Origin of the sequence: Bacillus sp. R45 (assembly GCF_021729365.1) — a bacterium.
Lineage (GTDB): Bacteria > Bacillota > Bacilli > Bacillales > Bacillaceae > Bacillus > Bacillus velezensis.
Map to the genome: position 1 here is coordinate 3,193,205 of NZ_CP091421.1, position 16,389 is coordinate 3,209,593.

12 protein-coding genes are annotated in these 16,389 nt (G+C 48.9%); 3 read left to right on the plus strand and 9 right to left on the minus strand.

What is annotated here, in order from left to right; genetic code table 11:
- Positions 1-1,146: an ABC transporter permease gene (locus L3V45_RS15795; RefSeq protein WP_236837079.1), complete on the plus strand. Its 1,146-nt coding sequence runs from the start codon at positions 1-3 to the stop codon at positions 1,144-1,146.
- Positions 1,147-1,178: 32 nt separating this feature from the next.
- Here L3V45_RS15795 and L3V45_RS15800 read toward each other — a convergent pair whose 3' ends face one another.
- Positions 1,179-2,009, minus strand: coding sequence for an aldo/keto reductase (locus L3V45_RS15800; protein WP_003151745.1), 831 nt, complete (start codon positions 2,007-2,009; stop codon positions 1,179-1,181).
- Positions 2,010-2,230: 221 nt separating this feature from the next.
- Here L3V45_RS15800 and L3V45_RS15805 point away from each other — a divergent pair, with 221 nt between their 5' ends.
- Positions 2,231-2,716: a stress protein gene (locus L3V45_RS15805; protein WP_105937315.1), complete on the plus strand. Its 486-nt coding sequence runs from the start codon at positions 2,231-2,233 to the stop codon at positions 2,714-2,716.
- 36 nt (positions 2,717-2,752) lie between these two features.
- On the opposite strand, the gene L3V45_RS15810 is transcribed toward L3V45_RS15805, so the two are convergent.
- The 5 genes from L3V45_RS15810 to L3V45_RS15830 all read right to left on the minus strand — a co-directional run bounded on the left by L3V45_RS15810 (position 2,753) and on the right by L3V45_RS15830 (position 11,938).
- Entirely contained in the window at positions 2,753-4,768 is a 2,016-nt protein-coding gene (locus L3V45_RS15810) for a Na+/H+ antiporter (protein WP_003151737.1), read from the minus strand.
- Positions 4,769-5,115: 347 nt separating this feature from the next.
- The gene (gene cysI / locus L3V45_RS15815; protein ID WP_003151735.1) at positions 5,116-6,831 is read right to left on the minus strand and encodes an assimilatory sulfite reductase (NADPH) hemoprotein subunit; all 1,716 of its coding nucleotides are present in this window, start codon (positions 6,829-6,831) and stop codon (positions 5,116-5,118) included.
- Between the two features lie 27 nt (positions 6,832-6,858).
- Positions 6,859-8,667 (minus strand): assimilatory sulfite reductase (NADPH) flavoprotein subunit, encoded by a 1,809-nt coding sequence (locus tag L3V45_RS15820; RefSeq protein ID WP_213390929.1) that lies wholly within the window; start codon positions 8,665-8,667, stop codon positions 6,859-6,861.
- A 174-nt stretch (positions 8,668-8,841) separates the two neighbouring features.
- A complete protein-coding gene (helD, locus tag L3V45_RS15825) occupies positions 8,842-11,157 on the minus strand; it encodes an RNA polymerase recycling motor HelD (protein ID WP_003151733.1) in 2,316 nt (771 codons plus the stop codon).
- A gap of 172 nt (positions 11,158-11,329) precedes the next feature.
- A complete protein-coding gene (locus L3V45_RS15830) occupies positions 11,330-11,938 on the minus strand; it encodes a trimeric intracellular cation channel family protein (protein WP_003151732.1) in 609 nt (202 codons plus the stop codon).
- Between the two features lie 222 nt (positions 11,939-12,160).
- Between L3V45_RS15830 and L3V45_RS15835 the strand changes: the two genes are divergently transcribed.
- Entirely contained in the window at positions 12,161-12,961 is an 801-nt protein-coding gene (locus L3V45_RS15835) for a zinc-dependent metalloprotease (RefSeq protein WP_014305811.1), read from the plus strand.
- A 33-nt stretch (positions 12,962-12,994) separates the two neighbouring features.
- On the opposite strand, the gene L3V45_RS15840 is transcribed toward L3V45_RS15835, so the two are convergent.
- The 3 genes from L3V45_RS15840 to L3V45_RS15850 all read right to left on the minus strand — a co-directional run bounded on the left by L3V45_RS15840 (position 12,995) and on the right by L3V45_RS15850 (position 16,304).
- Complete coding sequence (locus tag L3V45_RS15840; protein ID WP_014305812.1) at positions 12,995-13,414, minus strand: disulfide oxidoreductase; 420 nt, start codon at positions 13,412-13,414, stop codon at positions 12,995-12,997.
- On the minus strand, positions 13,404-14,075 hold the full coding sequence (locus L3V45_RS15845) for a disulfide bond formation protein BdbD (RefSeq protein ID WP_043867421.1): 672 nt from the start codon (positions 14,073-14,075) through the stop codon (positions 13,404-13,406). Before L3V45_RS15845 ends, L3V45_RS15840 begins: the two co-directional genes overlap by 11 nt.
- 117 nt (positions 14,076-14,192) lie before the next feature.
- Positions 14,193-16,304 carry a heavy metal translocating P-type ATPase gene (locus L3V45_RS15850; RefSeq protein WP_236837081.1) on the minus strand — a complete coding sequence of 704 codons (2,112 nt, stop codon included), beginning with the start codon at positions 16,302-16,304 and terminating at the stop codon, positions 14,193-14,195.
- Positions 16,305-16,389: the final 85 nt, after the last annotated feature.

Consider the following 16,389-nt stretch of genomic DNA (forward strand, 5'->3'; position numbering starts at 1 on the left):
ATGAAAAACTTCTGGTGGCTGTTTGCACACACTCTCAAAGGAATTACAAAAAGCAAAAAACAGCTCATTCTTTATATCGGGGCTCCGCTGATCGGCGTCTTCCTCTCCTTCATGACCAATGCCAACGGCGGAGCCGAAACGCTCAATATCGGCATTCTCGATCAGGACGGCGGAGAAGTGGCACAGGATACGGTCACGTTTTTAAAAGGACTGGATCATGTGAAGATTTCGGAGGAAACGGAGGCGTCCGCCTCATCAAAGATCGCTTCAGGAAAAATGGAGGCGCTCATTACGTTTGAAAAAGGCTTCTCCCAAAGCGTAAAAGACGGGAAACCGTCTCACATCGGCATGACCTCGCTGAAGGGCGCCCAGGTCACCGGATATGTCAGCTCTTATTTGTACAATTATATGAACAGCGCCGCCTCAATCGGCAAATCTTCCGGCGGAGACGAGAAAGCCTTTCAGGCGATGTACGCCGATTTCAAGCATTCTCCGATTCAAACGGAGTCCGCTGTTTTGAAAGATACTTCGAACCATAAAGAAATGACTTACTCAGTCATCGGGTATCTCATTATCATTATGCTCTATTCCGCCGGCAACCTGACGGAACTGATGATTAAAGAGAGAGAAAACAGGACGTACTACAGGCTTCTGTCAACGCCGATCACGTCAAAGCAGTATGTATTGGCGAATGCGGCAGTGAATATAATTATCATGGCCGTCCAAATTATATTCGCCGTTCTCTTTATGGGCGCCGCTTTTCATATTCATCCGTCATTCCCGCTGTGGCAGCTGTTCGTCCTGATGATGCTGTTTGCATTAAGCGCAATCGGGATCGCCTTTATTGCCGTCGGTTTTTCCAGCAGCAGCTCTTCGGCATCGGCGCTTTTGAACTTGATCGTTGTACCGACATGCTTGCTCGCCGGCTGCTTTTTTCCGGGCAATATTATGCCGAAAACAGTGCAGACAATCGCCGAATTTCTGCCTCAGCGCTGGGTGCTTGATACGGTCGATCAATTGCAGCACGGCCGCACGCTCCAAAGCCTGACGCTGAACATCATCATTTTGGGAGCCTTCGCCGCCGCCCTGTTATTAATAGCCGCATACAGGTTCAGCGTAAAACGTCAGACACAGACATTTATGTAAAGAAAAACAGCCCCGTAAAGGGCTGTTTTTTCTTAGAACAGAAGCTCGTCCGGATTCGGGCCGACACGCTCGTCTTTGTTCAATGCGCTGATCTTTTCCATTTCTTCCTGTGACAGTTCGAAATCAAAAATATCGGCATTTTCTATGATGCGGTGCTCTTTAATCGATTTCGGAATGGTAACGACTTCGTTCTGAAGATCCCAGCGCAAAATCACTTGAGCAACCGATTTGTTATGTTTTTCCGCAATTTGTGCCAGCACTTCGTTATCGAGGAGCTGTCCCTGCATCAATGGAGACCACGCTTCCACTTGAATGCCCTGCGCTTTGCAGAAATCTCTTACTTCTTTTTGAGTCAGGCGCGGGTGGAATTCAATCTGGTTGACCATCGGCTTGATTTCAGCATCTTTCAGCAGTTCTTCTAAATGATGCACTTGGAAGTTGCTGACGCCGATGGCGCGGATTTTTCCGTCTTTGTACAGCTTTTCAAGAGCGCGCCATGTGTCTTTATATTTATCCTTGCCCGGCCAGTGAATCAGGTAAAGGTCGAGGTAATCGAGGCCGAGGCGCTCAAGGCTTTTCTCAAACGCGTCAAGTGTCGTTTCGTATCCTTGATCTTCATTCCACACTTTTGACGTGATGAACAGCTCTTCTCTGGCAACGCCCGCAGCTCTGATGCCTTCGCCGACACCCTCTTCATTTTTATAAATAGCCGCCGTATCAATGCTGCGGTAGCCGTTTCTGATTGCCGCTTCGACGGAGTCCGCCGCTACGCTTCCGTTTTCCACCTTGAAGACGCCAAGGCCGAACCACGGCATTTCAACGCCATTATGAAGCTTTACAGTATCTTTTAAGCTTTTTGCCACGTTGAACCATCCTTTCTAGTCATTATGTAAACGGTTATTATTATCTCACATTTCCGCCGTAAGAAACCAATTATACGCTCATCGTTATCACAAAAACCATCTTTAGTGCCCAAGCACCACTGACGTTATTATTTTCCTATTTTTCAAAAATTACGGTTAATTGGGTAACTGTCCGGGTAAATCGCTACTGTAGCCACCACACAATTGAAGGAGGAAATCATATGAAACGTATGCGTATCCCGATGTCCGTTGCCCTTGGCGCCGCTTTGTCTCTGACTCCTCTGTCCTTTGTATCCGCAAAAGAAAACCCGGCCCCTCAAAACATGGCTCAGCAAACATCAGATGTCTCAGCAAAAGATGTCGGATTAAACATTGACGTTGACCTGCTCGGCATCGGCAATTCGATTGCTGACGCGATTAAGTCGGCGCAAAACCGTGACGGCTTCGTCAAAAACTTAATGGAATCTTCATTCTACGCTTCCGGACAAAAATATAATGTCATGGTGTTTAATTTAAGCCAGGAATATGAAGACCATTTTAACGGCGTTCAGTTTTACGGTTCCGCCGTTTATGACGGCATCACGTACGGCATTTGGGTGTTTGAAGACGGAAGCTTCACCAACAAAGGAGATGGCGGCTGGATCAACTGGGCCTTCAGAGGCTGGTTTGACCGCGACGGCGATTACGTCGAATTCCATCGTCCGTAATCTAAAAAAGTCCGGCGAACAGATGCCGGACTTTTTTTATTCATCTCCGTCAAGCATGGCCGCTTCCACATCATTGATGTATTGGCGAAGCTCATGCGACATGTCGCGGGAAATTTCCCGCTCTTCGAATAATGTTTGGATTTCGTTGCGGATGGCCTGCACGGCCCGCAGTTTGATTTCGAGTTTTTGATTTTCAAAACGGCGGCTCGGACTCTGTTCATGATACGAGTGCCCCAGCCTGAAAATCAAGTGATTGTAAAAGGAAATGACGGCAAGCGTCACATCTTTATTTTCTTCAGTCATGTGTTTTTTCAGGCTTTCAATGGCCGCTTTTGCCGTTTTAACCCTTGTGGAGCGAATGAGGCCTTCTTCATTTAAAATCGACATTTCCGGCTTTTTATGTTCGCCGAAAAAGATCCAGTACATCAGGCGTTTCAGCTTTTTCTTAGATAAGCCGACTTTAAACGGGTTCGTATAAAGCACTTCCAGTTCATCAAACCGTTCCTGAAGGCTGTCAGCCGTTTCTTCCGGTATGTCGCCCCGCTCAATCAGCCGCAGCAATTCTTCCTGTTCTGCCTGAATCCCTTGGGCGCGGACTTTCCGCTCATCTTTTTTCGTGCGGTTTTTGACGGTGAACTGCTGAAACCTGAGATTTTTCATTTTCTCATTGTATTCGGCAATGACCGCAAAAGAAGCCGTTTTGTTTGACTCATTCATATTTTCTTTAATGGCGGTTAAGGCAGCCTTTATCAGCTTCCGTCTCGCTGTCAGCAATTTGACTTTCTTCTCTTTCACATTGTCTTCCGGCTTATCTGTCAAAATCGGCAGAACGATTGTCGCCAGCACCAATGTGCACAAAATAACGCCCGCGGCTAAAAAGAGAATCAAATTCCGTTCAGGAAACGGTGAGCCGTCAGAGAGCACGTAAGGAATGGAAAAGGAACCCGCAAGCGTGACCGCTCCCCTGACGCCTGAAACCGAAATCAGCAGGGTCGAGCGCAGGCCGGGTTTATAAATGCTCTGATCCTTGTTAAAAAACCACTTGCCGTTCCAAAAAAACAGCACCCACAAAAACCTGAGAATCATTAACGTCAGCGTAATGACGATAATGTACCCGATGACCATCATATTGTTAAACGCGGTATCATTAAAGATGACGGAAACCACATCCGGTATTTGCGCACCTAAAATAACGAAAACAAGACCGTTCAGAATGAACAAAATAATATTCCACGTACTTGAAGAGACGATTTGCAGTTTGACCATCGTTGATTCAAGACGGTCCTGCTCCACCGCATGCGTGATGCCGCCGGCCACAACCGCTAAAATGCCGGAAACGCCGATTTCTTCAGCCGCGAGATAGATGACGAACGGCGTCAGAATTTGAATCAGCATATGCATCGTGACATCCTGCATGCCGAGGCGCCGCATAAACAGCCGGAAACGGATAATCAAAAAAGAAATGACGACACCGCTGAGTAAACCGCCGGCTGAAATCAGAACGAAACTGAACGCGGCTTGCGCCAGCGAAAATGCGCCCGTCACGGCAGCCGCAATCGCAAATTTAAAAGCGACCAGGCCGGATGCGTCATTCATCAGCCCTTCTCCTTCAAGGAGACGCAGAATGCCTTTTGGCATCTTCACACGCCCTGACAGCGCGCTGACCGCGACAACATCAGTCGGTGACAGAATCGCCGCCAGCCCGAACGCGGCGGCCAGCGGAATGCTCGGAATCATCCAATGAATCGTGTAACCGCCGACAATCACCGTGGCAAACACAAGCCCGAGCGCAAGCAGCAGAATCGGCGCTCTTAAATTCCAAAGTTCCGCACGCGGCGTCCGTTTTCCATCATTAAAAAGCAGCGGCGCGATAAACAAAACAAAAAACAATTCAGTATTCAGTTCAAAATGAAGCCCCTGCGGAAATGACGCCGCAATGATACCGAGCGCCACCTGAATCAGAGGCACCGGGATAAAGGGGACAAACCGATTTACGATATTTGAGATCGCGATAATGGTTAAAAGTACGAGTACGACTAAAAATATGTCCAAAGCTGACCTCCTTCATCTGCTGCATCATATCATTATTGCCTGTTCTCTGCCCTTGTCAAAGGCCGGAGCCGATGATCGGGCAGATTCAATATATTTTCCGCACGCAACCATTCTCCTTTTATTTTACCCGTTTTTATTTAAAATTTCTCATAACGCGCTCACGGCGAACTTTTTTTGCCTTCAGCTACATTTTTTCCGGAAAAAGAAAAAGCCTGTTTTCTCTGAAAACAGGCTTTTTCGCAAGCTGCGTCATCTGTTTCATGACGCGGGGCAGCGTTTATGCTGCTTAGTAAAGGATAGAGAACGCACCGCCAGTGTGTCTCTATCCTTGGTTTTAAGAGCTCATCTTATTCGTGAAAATTCGTGCCGTCTGTCGTCGCTTTAATGATGCCGGCGCGGATGACGAAATCGCCGAAGTGTTCCCCTTCCTCACGCTCTTTCGCGTAGCGCGGGAGAATGGTGCGAAGCTCATTCAGAATTTCCTCTTCACCGATATTTTCCCGGTACATTTTGCTCAAACGGCTGCCGTCAAACGCCGCTCCTAAATACATATTATATTTTCCGGGCGCCTTTCCGATAAATCCGATTTCGCCGAGCGCATGGCGGGCGCAGCCATTCGGGCACCCGGTCATACGGATGGTGATTTCTTCATCCCGCAGCCCGTTTTCGTCAACAATGTCTTCAATCTTATCAATCAGCTTCGGCAGATACCGCTCTGCTTCGGCCATGGCGAGCCCGCATGTCGGAAGCGCGACGCAAGCCATTGAACTGCGGCGGAGGGCGGAATGCTGCCGGCCGTCTGTCAGACCGTATTGTTCGATTAATGCGCTGATTTGTTTCTTTTTCTGGCTCGAGACATTGCCGATAATCAGGTTTTGATTAGAGGTGAGACGGAAATCTCCCGTATGGACTTTGGCGATTTCACGCAATCCCGTCATCAGCTTATAATTCTCATAGTCCGTGACGCGGCCGCCTTCGATGAACATCGTAAAGTGCCATTTCCCTTTTACGCCCTTCACCCATCCGTAACGGTCGCCGTTATGGTCAAAATGATAAGGTTTTGCTTCATCCAGCTGCCAGCCGAGGCGGTTTTCCAGCTCGGCTTTTACGTTTTCCAGCCCGAGACGGTCAACGGTGTACTTGAATCTGGCATTCTTTCTGACGGAACGGTTTCCGTAATCGCGCTGAATCGTAATGGTTTTTTCCGCTACATCATACAGCTGCTCCGGTTTGCAGAAGCCGATGACTTTTGAAAGCTGCGGATAAGTGGCCGTATCGCCGTGCGTCATTCCCATACCGCCGCCGATTGCCACGTTGAACCCGATAAGACGGCCTTCCTCCACGATGGCAATGAAGCCGAGATCTTGAGAAAAGACATCGATATCATTGGACGGAGGCACGGCGATTCCGATTTTGAATTTCCTCGGCAAATACAGCGGCCCGTACATCGGTTCCGTTTCCGTGTCAGGAGTGCCCGCCACACGTTCCTCATCAAGCCAGATTTCATGATAGGCTCTCGTGCGCGGAAGAAGGTCATCGCTCAATTTCTTCGACCATTCGTATACTTCCGCATGAATTTCAGACTGGTGCGGATTTGAAGCGCACATGACGTTTCGGTTGACATCTCCGCAGGCCGCAATGGTATCAAGCAGCGCCGCATTGATTTTCTGAATCGTTTTTTTCATGTTCCATTTTAAAATTCCGTGCATTTGGAACGTTTCACGCGTTGTCAGCTTCAATGTATTGTTTCCGTATTTTTGCGCCAGCTCATCCATGACAAGCCATTGTTCCGGAGTTGACACGCCGCCTGGCATCCGGACGCGCAGCATGAACTGATAAGCCGGTTCAAGCTTTTGTTTTTGACGTTCATTACGGAGATCGCGGTCATCCTGCAAGTAGCTTCCGTGATGCTTCATCAGCCGGTTGTCATCGTCCGGGATGCCGGCTGAAATCCGGTCGAGCATGACTTCTTTCAATGTGCCGCGCAAATAATCGCTTTTTTCTTTAATTTCCTCAACATCACTTGGAGGGCCTTCCGGCGCTTTTAAAATGTTGTTCACCATGCTGAATAAGCTCCTTTCAAACCAAAATCAATATACGTCACGCTGATAGCGTTTTTTCTGCTGCATGTCTGCCAGGAAGCTTTCCGCTTTTTCACGGCTCATGCCGCCTTCTTCCTGAATGATATCGAGAAGCGCCTGGTGCACGTCATGCGCCATATGCTGTTCATCACCGCAGATGTATATGGCGGCTCCCTGCTGCAGCCATTCATACAGCTCTTTGCTTTGTTCTTTCATGCGGTGCTGCACATATACTTTTTCCTCCGAATCCCGGGAAAAAGCGACGTCCATTTTTGTAAGAACACCGTTTTGCAGCCATTTTTGCCATTCCGTCTGGTACAGAAAATCAGTGACAAAGTGCTGATCCCCGAAAAACAGCCATGTTTTCCCTTCAGCTCCGGTTTCTTCACGCTCCTGCATAAAGGAACGGAACGGTGCGATGCCTGTCCCCGGCCCGACCATAATGATCGGTGTATCCGGGTTTTCCGGCAGCTTGAAGTTTTGGTTGTGCTGAATGTAAATCGGAAGCGTATCTCCCGGCTGGAGTCTTTCCGCACACAAAATGCTGCAGACGCCTTTGCGTTCTCTGCCGTGCGCGTCATATCTGACCGCTCCGATTGTCAGATGCACCTCTTCCGGATTCGCTTCTAAACTGCTTGCGATCGAATAGAGCCGGGCCGGCATTTTACGCAGGATCGAAAGAAAGTCTTCCGCGGAAGCTTCCCACGGACCGAAATCCCGGACGAGATCAAGCAGATCACGGCCGTTGGTGTATGCTTTCAGCTGCTCTTCGTTTCCTTCGGCCAGAAGTTCACTCAGCTTTTGATCAGCCGTAAACTGTGCGGCCTTTTGCAAAAGCGGCTTTGTTAAGACGGTAATTTCAAAATGAGAAGTAAGCGCGTCTTTCAGCGGACGGCGCTCTCCTTGTTTATTCACCGCCACTTCCTGTTCCGGATTCCATTTCAGCTCATTGATCAGCTCATCAACGAGCGCCGGATCATTTTCCGGATAGATGCCGAGGCTGTCTCCGGGCTGATACGCGAGGCCCGATCCTTCAAGCGAAAGCTCGAGATGACGTGTTTCTTTATTTGAACCGCGTCCGTTCAGATTGATGTTCTCAAGAACCTCCGCCCGAAACGGGTTCGTTCTGGAATAAACGGATTCACCGAGAGCGGGCGTCTCGGCAGGCGCTTCGGCTGTTTGATTTCCCGCTCCTTCGTTCAAACCGCCGATGACCGCGTCAAGCCATTCCGAAAACGGCTCATCATAATCAAGATCGCAATCAACCCGCGGCGCAAGCTGGGTGCCGCCGAGCTCTTGAAGACGCTCGTCAAACTCTTTGCCGGTCTGGCAGAAAAATTCATACGAGCTGTCCCCGAGCGCCAAAACGGAGTAACGGAGCGCTTCAAGCTTCGGCGCGCGTCTGCCGTGAAGAAATTCATGAAAGGCCAGCGCGTTATCCGGCGGATCGCCTTCTCCGTGTGTGCTCACCACGATCAGTAAATTGTTTACTTTTTTCAGATTATTCGGCTTAAAATCGTTCATCGACGCGACGGTGACCTGGAATCCCCGTTCCTCAAGCGTCTTTACCGTCTGTTTCGCAAGACCTTCCGCATTTCCCGTTTGCGATCCGTATAATACGGTCACTTCTTTCGAGACTGCCGGGCTTTCTGCAGGAGCCGGAGCAGCGGGCGCGGCTGTTTCACCGGATTCGGACCGGGCCGCAGCCAAATAGCCGCTCAGCCAGATTTTCTGTGATTCTGTCAAGGTCGGCAGAAGGCGGTTAAGGAGCTCTGCCTGCTCCTGATTAAACGGACTGTTCATGACCTGAAGTTGCAACGATATCCACCTCACAAGGAATTAAACGTAACGTACGTTATTTCTATAGGAATTGTCAAAATAATATTCTAATTGAAACTTTACCGAAAGTTTGTATGTAAGTAAAATATATAATCATGATGACAACGATTAAGATTACTAATGATAAAAAGCCCTTTGCACTCAGCAAAGGGCTTATACGAATAAGCCGGCGGGCACTTCTTTTATAAAAGGAGAGGGTTCTCCCGGAGACAATACGGTCAAATGATGCATCGCCCGCGTACAGGCCGTATATAACAGCTTACGGTCATGTTCGCTATTGTACTGGGCAGCAGAGGCATCAGCGGCAATGACGGCGTCAAACTCAATGCCTTTTGCCAAATAAACGGGAATGACGCATACCCCTTTTTGAAAAGGCTGGTTTTCTTTATTGATTAAACGGACACCGCTCTCGGCGCTGACCGCCTGAAACACTTTTTTGGCTTCCGCGGCCGTTTTGCAGATGACAGCGACCGTCTCCCAGCCTTTTTGTCTGAGCTCCCGGATTGTATCCGCCAATTGTTCCCGCCGCGCATTTTCTGTATCCGTCCGCAAAACACGCGGTTTTTCCCCGTTCCGGTTAAAAGGCTCAATGTCATCGCCGTCAACCAGCAGCGCTTTCGTAAATTCAACAATCTGCCGCGTCGATCTGTAAGTCCGCTTCAGGCTGACATACTTTTCTGCACCATTGCGAAAGCAGCCGGCGAGGGAAGAAGGGCCCGTAATGGTATGGGCATAAATCGACTGGCTGACATCACCGAGCACCGTCATCTTTGCCGCCGGGAAGATGGTTTGAATATACGTGAGCTGAAATGGGGAATAATCCTGCGCTTCATCAATGAAGACGTGCTTCATTTGTGTGTTTTTTCTTTTTCCTTCTAACAGATCCTGCAAATACAGATACGGAGCGGCATCTTCATACGGAAGCGACCGTTCTGCAAATGCGTTTCCGGTCAAAGCGCCGATGCTCTCCCAATGATCGGGCTTTTCATCAGCTCCCCAGTCTGAAAACAGCCGGAGATACATCCGTTTTATATCGAGAAAGCCGAGCCGTCTGACGGCCTGCTTAATCGGTTTAAAGGCTTTGCCGACAATAATGGCGCCAAGCAGGCGCTGTTCGCGCTGATGGTCGTCAAATGCAGGTTCATCATCTGCCGCCTGCTTCTTGAGTGTTTGATAAACCTCAGCATAGTCTTCCTTATCAAGCAGCTCGCTCTCCTGCAAGACCCATTCCTTCTTACGCTCCTTTTTTTCGAGAGCGCTGATTTCCGCGAGAAGCCATTCCGCCGTCAGCTCCGCTCTGTTCGGAATCGGCAGCTGCTGATCAAGCGAATAAAAATAGGCTTCAATCCGCTCTTTTGAAATCAGGATGTCTCCCCGAAAGCTGATCTGTTTACATTTCAGGCCGGAGACCGAAAGCGACCCGGCATAGCGGTCAATCAGGGCCTGGAAAGCTGGTGACGCTTTGTAAGCAATGGCTGCGAGCCTTACGGAAAGTGCGTCCTGATTTTGTTCAGTCAGGCAATATTCAAGCTGCTCGTACGGGCTTTCACAATCAAACTTTCGTCCGAGACGGCGGATGATATATTCCTGAAAGGTGGCCTGCTCCATATTCTCTTCTCCCAATTCCGGCAATACGGCGGAAACATAACTGTTAAACAAAATGTTCGGGGAAAACAATACAATCTGACGGGCATCAAGCACCCCGCGCCCGCGGTACAGCAAGTAAGCGGCCCGCTGAAGCGCCGCGGATGTTTTCCCGCTTCCGGCAGCTCCCTGAACGATGAGATGTTTGCTTTTTTCATCACGGATGATTTCGTTCTGTTCTTTTTGGATGGTTGACACGATATTTTTCATATGCTGTCCGGAATGGCCGCTCAGCACCTCTTGCAGCATTTCGTCACCAATCGTCATATCCGTGTTAAACATCGCTTTAAGCGTCCCGTTTTTAATGATGAACTGCCGCTTCAGTGTGATATCTCCCTCTATCGTTTCTTCCGGAACTTCATAGCGGGCTTTTCCCGGGGAGTATTGATAGTAAAGAGATGAGATGGGCGCGCGCCAATCATAAATGAGAAATTGCTCGTTGTTTTCATCCATCAAAGAAGTCAGCCCGATATAAATCCGCTCGGAAGAGGACTCCCCTTTTTCCATAAAGTCGACACGGCCGAAGTAAGGAGAGGTTTTCAGCTTTTGGATTTTTTGAAGCTGCCGGTATTGAAGCCGATGCGTCCGTTCACGTTCTGAAAGCATTTCCGCCTGCTGTTTAATGCTTGAAAATGTCTCAGCCGCTTCATGGGCGTCATCCATATTCACGGTGACATCATCCCAAAACGTTTTTCTCAGGCCGACAATATCCTGCTTTAATCCGCCCGATGAGGCTTCAAGATGAGTTTGTTTCTGTTCCAGTTCCTTCATGACAAAATTGATTCTTTCCTGCTCTTCTTTCCATTCTTTATCACGTTTTGCCATCAGCGGCACCTCCGACATCAAGCTGACAAATCCGGCTTTCATCATACAAACATATATGCAACATATTATTCAGCATTATGGTCAAATACCCTTTTTCTTATCATATCGGGCGTCTTTTTTTATCAGAAGTCGTTATGCAAAAAAACCGATTTCGTTTGTGAAATCGGTTTTTTTACTGTTCTATATGATAGGAACGAATCGGCAGGCGCCACCTGAACACATAACTGCAGATGCGGCATGCCACAAGCACAAGAAACAGCACATACAAACCGGCGGCATCCCCGGCCCAGCCGAGGCCCACGATTAACCCTCCGAGCGCGGCCCAGACTGCATAAATTTCCGCCTTGAGCACAAGCGGCTTTCTGCCCGCGAGCAGATCCCGTATGATGCCGCCCCCGCTGCCGGTCAGGACCGCTGCCGCAATCACCGCACTGAGCGGGTGGCCCATTTTCACGGCATATAAAGCGCCTTGGATGGCAAACGCCGAAAGCCCGATGGCATCGGATAGGTTGCCCCATTTACTCCAATGCCTTAACAGCAGCTTCGGAAACAAAAAGACAATCGTAACTGATGCGAGAGCGATTTGAAAAAACGCGCCTTGCTCCCACAAGGCGGAGACCGGAACACCGATCAGCAGGTTTCGGATGGCTCCGCCGCCGAACGCCGTTACAATCCCCAAGATATACACGCCTAAAATATCATACTCCTCTTCCATCGCAACAATCGCTCCGCTGACCGCAAACGCAATGATGCCGATTACACTAAGCAGCTCCCAGGCCATTCCATATGCTCCTTTTTATTTGTTAAATTTTCTGACGACCATTAGATTTTATAATCGCTTTCTCTTAAAATCAACCTTATTTTTGAAAGATTCTGATTCCTGATCCGGGACAACCTCACCCGCAACGGCTGAGAGCGAGATTATTTTCCTATTTTATACTTTAATGGAAGGTTTATTAGAAGTTTCATTGAATACTTTCTCTAACAAAAAGGGGGTTATGAGATGAAAATCAGTTCACTTGTTTTTCCTGTTTTATTGGCCGCCGGATTAATTCCCGGCCTGCCGTCAGCTGAAAGCCATACGCATTCGCACACTCATGCGGAGCCGGCGAAAACGGTGTATACGGACCCGCTTCCGAAAGCCGATCATTTTAAAGATCTGAAGGGCCCGGTCCAAGTTGAACAGACGGTTGACACAAAAATTCTGGATGAAAACGGCAAGCAGGTCGGCACGAAACGATTTAATGCCAATGTCAGTCAGGATAAAGCCTCAACTAAAGCCAGTACGGGCAGCCAGAAGGTCAGAGTGCTGGCGGTGGCGGACGCTGAATACCGCGCCAAATACAGCGACTGGCAAACGCGAATCGTCCAGATCGTGGAGCAGGCGGATGTCGCTTTTAACCGTGATCACAACATTGATTTCGTCGTACAGGCCGTGCAGGCTTGGAATTCCTCCGGCTCAAACAGTTCTCAGATTTTATCGAATCTCCAAAGCAGCTTCAGAAATCAAAATTATCATTTTGTCGTCGGTTTTACCGCAAAATCGAGTTTTGACGCCGGCGGTATCGCGTATGTATATAACGGCAAACCGAGCGGCCCGGCTTTCAGCGTGAACCTTGATCAAGGAACGGCCAACACGGCGAAAGCGGCACAGCACGAGTTTTCCCATAACTTCGGACTTCAGCATGACGCCCAAGGCAGCGGCATCCGCTGCGTCATGAATTATGATTATGCCTATTCCGTGGATATTTGGGACAGCTCCCATAACAGACAGATTGCGACAAACAAAGCTTGGTACAGATAATAGAAAAAGAGCCGCTCCCATGGAGCAGGCTCTTTATTTTGCCGTGCGTTCCGTTTTGACAAAACACATGCAGATCATAATGAGAATAAATGCCGTCAATGCCAAGAAAGGAATGGTAATGAAACCGAACCAGTTAATATATTCAGATGAGCAAGGCACGCCGTACACACACGGCTTGATGCCGCTGAAACCGGGCACCTTCTGCTCAAGGTAATGCATGATCGATATAAACGCGCCGATGACGGCCATCGGCAGCACATATTTTTTCACGCGCGTGTCACCCTGGAAGGTGGCGATTCCTAAAATCAGGACAAGCGGGTACATGAGAATTCTTTGATACCAGCACAGCTCGCACGGTATGAATTTTCTGATCTCGCTGAAATAAAGGCTGCCGAGCATGGCAGCAAGAGCTATCACCCAAGAAGCATATAAAAATACGATTCTATTTTTCATTTTTCAGCTCTTTCTTAATCGTTTTTGAAATCTCCTCATAATCAGAGAAGTCTTTAATCACTTTGTCATTTACGTAAATCGTCGGTGTCGCCGTGATATTTAATTTATCATTCAGGTCAGTGTCAGCTTTCAGCTCTTTTGCGAAGGTTTCTTTATCAAGGTTTTCCTTCAGCTTGTCAGGATCAACCTTTTTCGCGGTGCTTTTGACCGTTTTTTCAAGCAATGCAGGCGTGACCCATTCCTGTTCGCTTGACGGCTGCTCTTCAAACAGCTTCTCATGGAAAGTCCAGAATGATGCCGGGTCTTCCTTCCACACCTCTTCTGAAGCAAGAGCCGCCAGACGCGAGCCGCTTCCGTGGTACATGACGTTCACAAATGAAAATTTCACGTCGCCTTTATCGATAAAATCTTTTTTGATTTTCGGAAAGATATCGCTGTTAAATACTTTGCATGACGGACATTTGTAATCTCCGAATTCAACTACCGTAACAGGCGCGCTGTCTTTGCCGAGCACGGGCTGTCCTTTAATGGAAGGCTGTTCGGCGACTGTTTCGCCCGCTTTTTCCGTTTGGTTGTTAATAATTACGATGGCCGCAAATAAAACGACAACGATTAACGTCAGAATCACCGCAAATTTCGCAGACGATTGTTTCTTTTTCACTCAGACACCTCATTGTTTTTAAAATAAAAAAGAAGCGGATGCCGGATGGCCCGCTTCTCTATTTTACCAAGACAACCTTGTTTAAGAAAACCCTGAAAAACGAATTATCTTTGACAATTATTCCGCTTTCACTCTCATGACGCGCATCGCGTTGGCAACGGCGATCAGCGTGACGCCTACATCTGAAAAGACCGCTTCCCACATGGTGGCGAATCCGAATGCGCCAAGCAAGAGAAAAATGATTTTTACGCCTAAAGCAAATCCGATGTTCTGCCAGACGATCCGGCGTGTGCGGCGTGCAATCCGGATGGCTTCGGCTGCTTTTGACGGCTGGTCTGTCATCAGGACGACATCGGCCGCTTCGACGGCGGCATCAGAACCGAGAGCCCCCATGGCAGCTCCGATGTCAGCTCTGGCAAGCACAGGCGTATCATTAATCCCGTCGCCGACGAACATCAGTTTTTCATTCGGTGAAAGCGCCGCTTCAAGTTCTTCGACGCGGTCTACCTTGTCACCCGGCAAAAGCTCTGTGTACACGTCATCAATACCGAGCTCTCGGCCGACAGCTTCTCCGGTCTGCTTTGAATCACCCGTCAGCATCACTGTCCGCTTCACGCCGAGCGCTTTTAAATTGGCAATGGCCTGTTTGGCGTCCTCTTTGATTTCATCGGCGATCACGATCGCCCCCGCATACTGCTGATCCACGGCGACATAGACGACGGTTCCGTTGTTTTCAGCTGTGCCGGAAGCGATTTGTTCTTTTGCCAGCAGTTTTTGATTTCCGGCCAAAATCGTTGACCCGCCGGTTTTCACCCGAATGCCGTGTCCGGGTATTTCTTCATATTCTTCAATCTCCTCAGCCGCGAGCGGTTGATTGTAAGCTTCGCGGATGGAAGAAGCAATCGGATGATTGGAATGGACTTCTGCAAGCGCGGCTGCATGAAGCAGGCTGTCATTCGTAAATCCTGCCGCCGGTTTGATATCAGTAACGGCGAAATTGCCTTTCGTTAAGGTTCCCGTTTTATCAAACACGGCGTATGCCACCTGATTGAGCGCTTCTAAATAGTTGCTGCCTTTCACGAGCACCCCTGCTTTAGACGCAGCCCCGATACCGCCGAAAAACCCGAGCGGAATGGAGACGACGAGTGCGCACGGACAAGAAATCACAAGGAAAATCAGCGCGCGGTACACCCAGTCGGATAGCGCGGCTGAAGGCACGAGAAGCGGCGGTAAAAAGGCGAGAAGCACCGCAACAATGACAACGGCCGGTGTATAGTACTTGGCAAACTTCGTAATAAAGTTTTCCGTTTTCGCTTTGCGTCCGGCCGCATTTTCGACCAGATCCAATATTTTTGACACGGCAGAGTCTTCATACCCTTTAGAGGTTTCAATATGAAGCACGCCGTTCTGATTCATAAATCCGGCCATCACATCTTGCCCCGGCTCCGCTTTTCTCGGCACGGATTCGCCCGTTAAAGCGGATGTATCAACCATTGAGGAACCGCTCAGCACCTTTCCGTCCAGCGGAATCCGTTCTCCGGGATTCACGATGATGACCTGTCCGACTTTGACGTCCTGCGGGGGAACGGCAGCCATGCCGTTTTCCGTTTTCACATTGGCGTACTCAGGACGGATGTCCAATAACGCGCTGATCGATTTTCTGGATCGGCTGACGGCCGCTCCCTGAAACAATTCACCGATCTGGTAGAACAGCATGACCGCGACGCCTTCCGGATATTGATGAATGATAAATGCGCCGATTGTGGCAAGCGCCATCAGAAAATGCTCATCAAATACCTGGCCGCGGACAATATTTTTTCCCGCTCTGGCTACGATATCGCCGCCGATGATCAAATATGAAGCAAAAAAGAGCAGAAACTCAAGGACGGCGCCCGTGTGCGCGAAGTAAGCGATGACGGCCAAAACGGCGCCCGCCGCCAATCTCACTAACATCAGCTGCAGCTTTTTGCGGTATTCATCCTCACCGGGTTTGTCTTCGTGCTTCGAACGAACGGTCACATGAGGATCAATGGACTTTACTTTTTTCGCGACTTCGTCTTTCATCCATTGCTCGTTTTTCCCGCCGGCTGAGACCGTGATGGTGCTTGCCGCAAAATTGACAGCACAGCCGTCTATGCCGTCAATGGCTTTTACGCCGTTTTCTATTTTTTTTGCACAGTTGCTGCAATCAAGTCCGTCTAATACAAATTCACCTTTGGCTGCTTTCATTTTCGACTCACCCTACTTTCCGTAATAGGATTCCCATAACATCAATACAGGTAAACGAATTTATATATATGAACATATACTCATA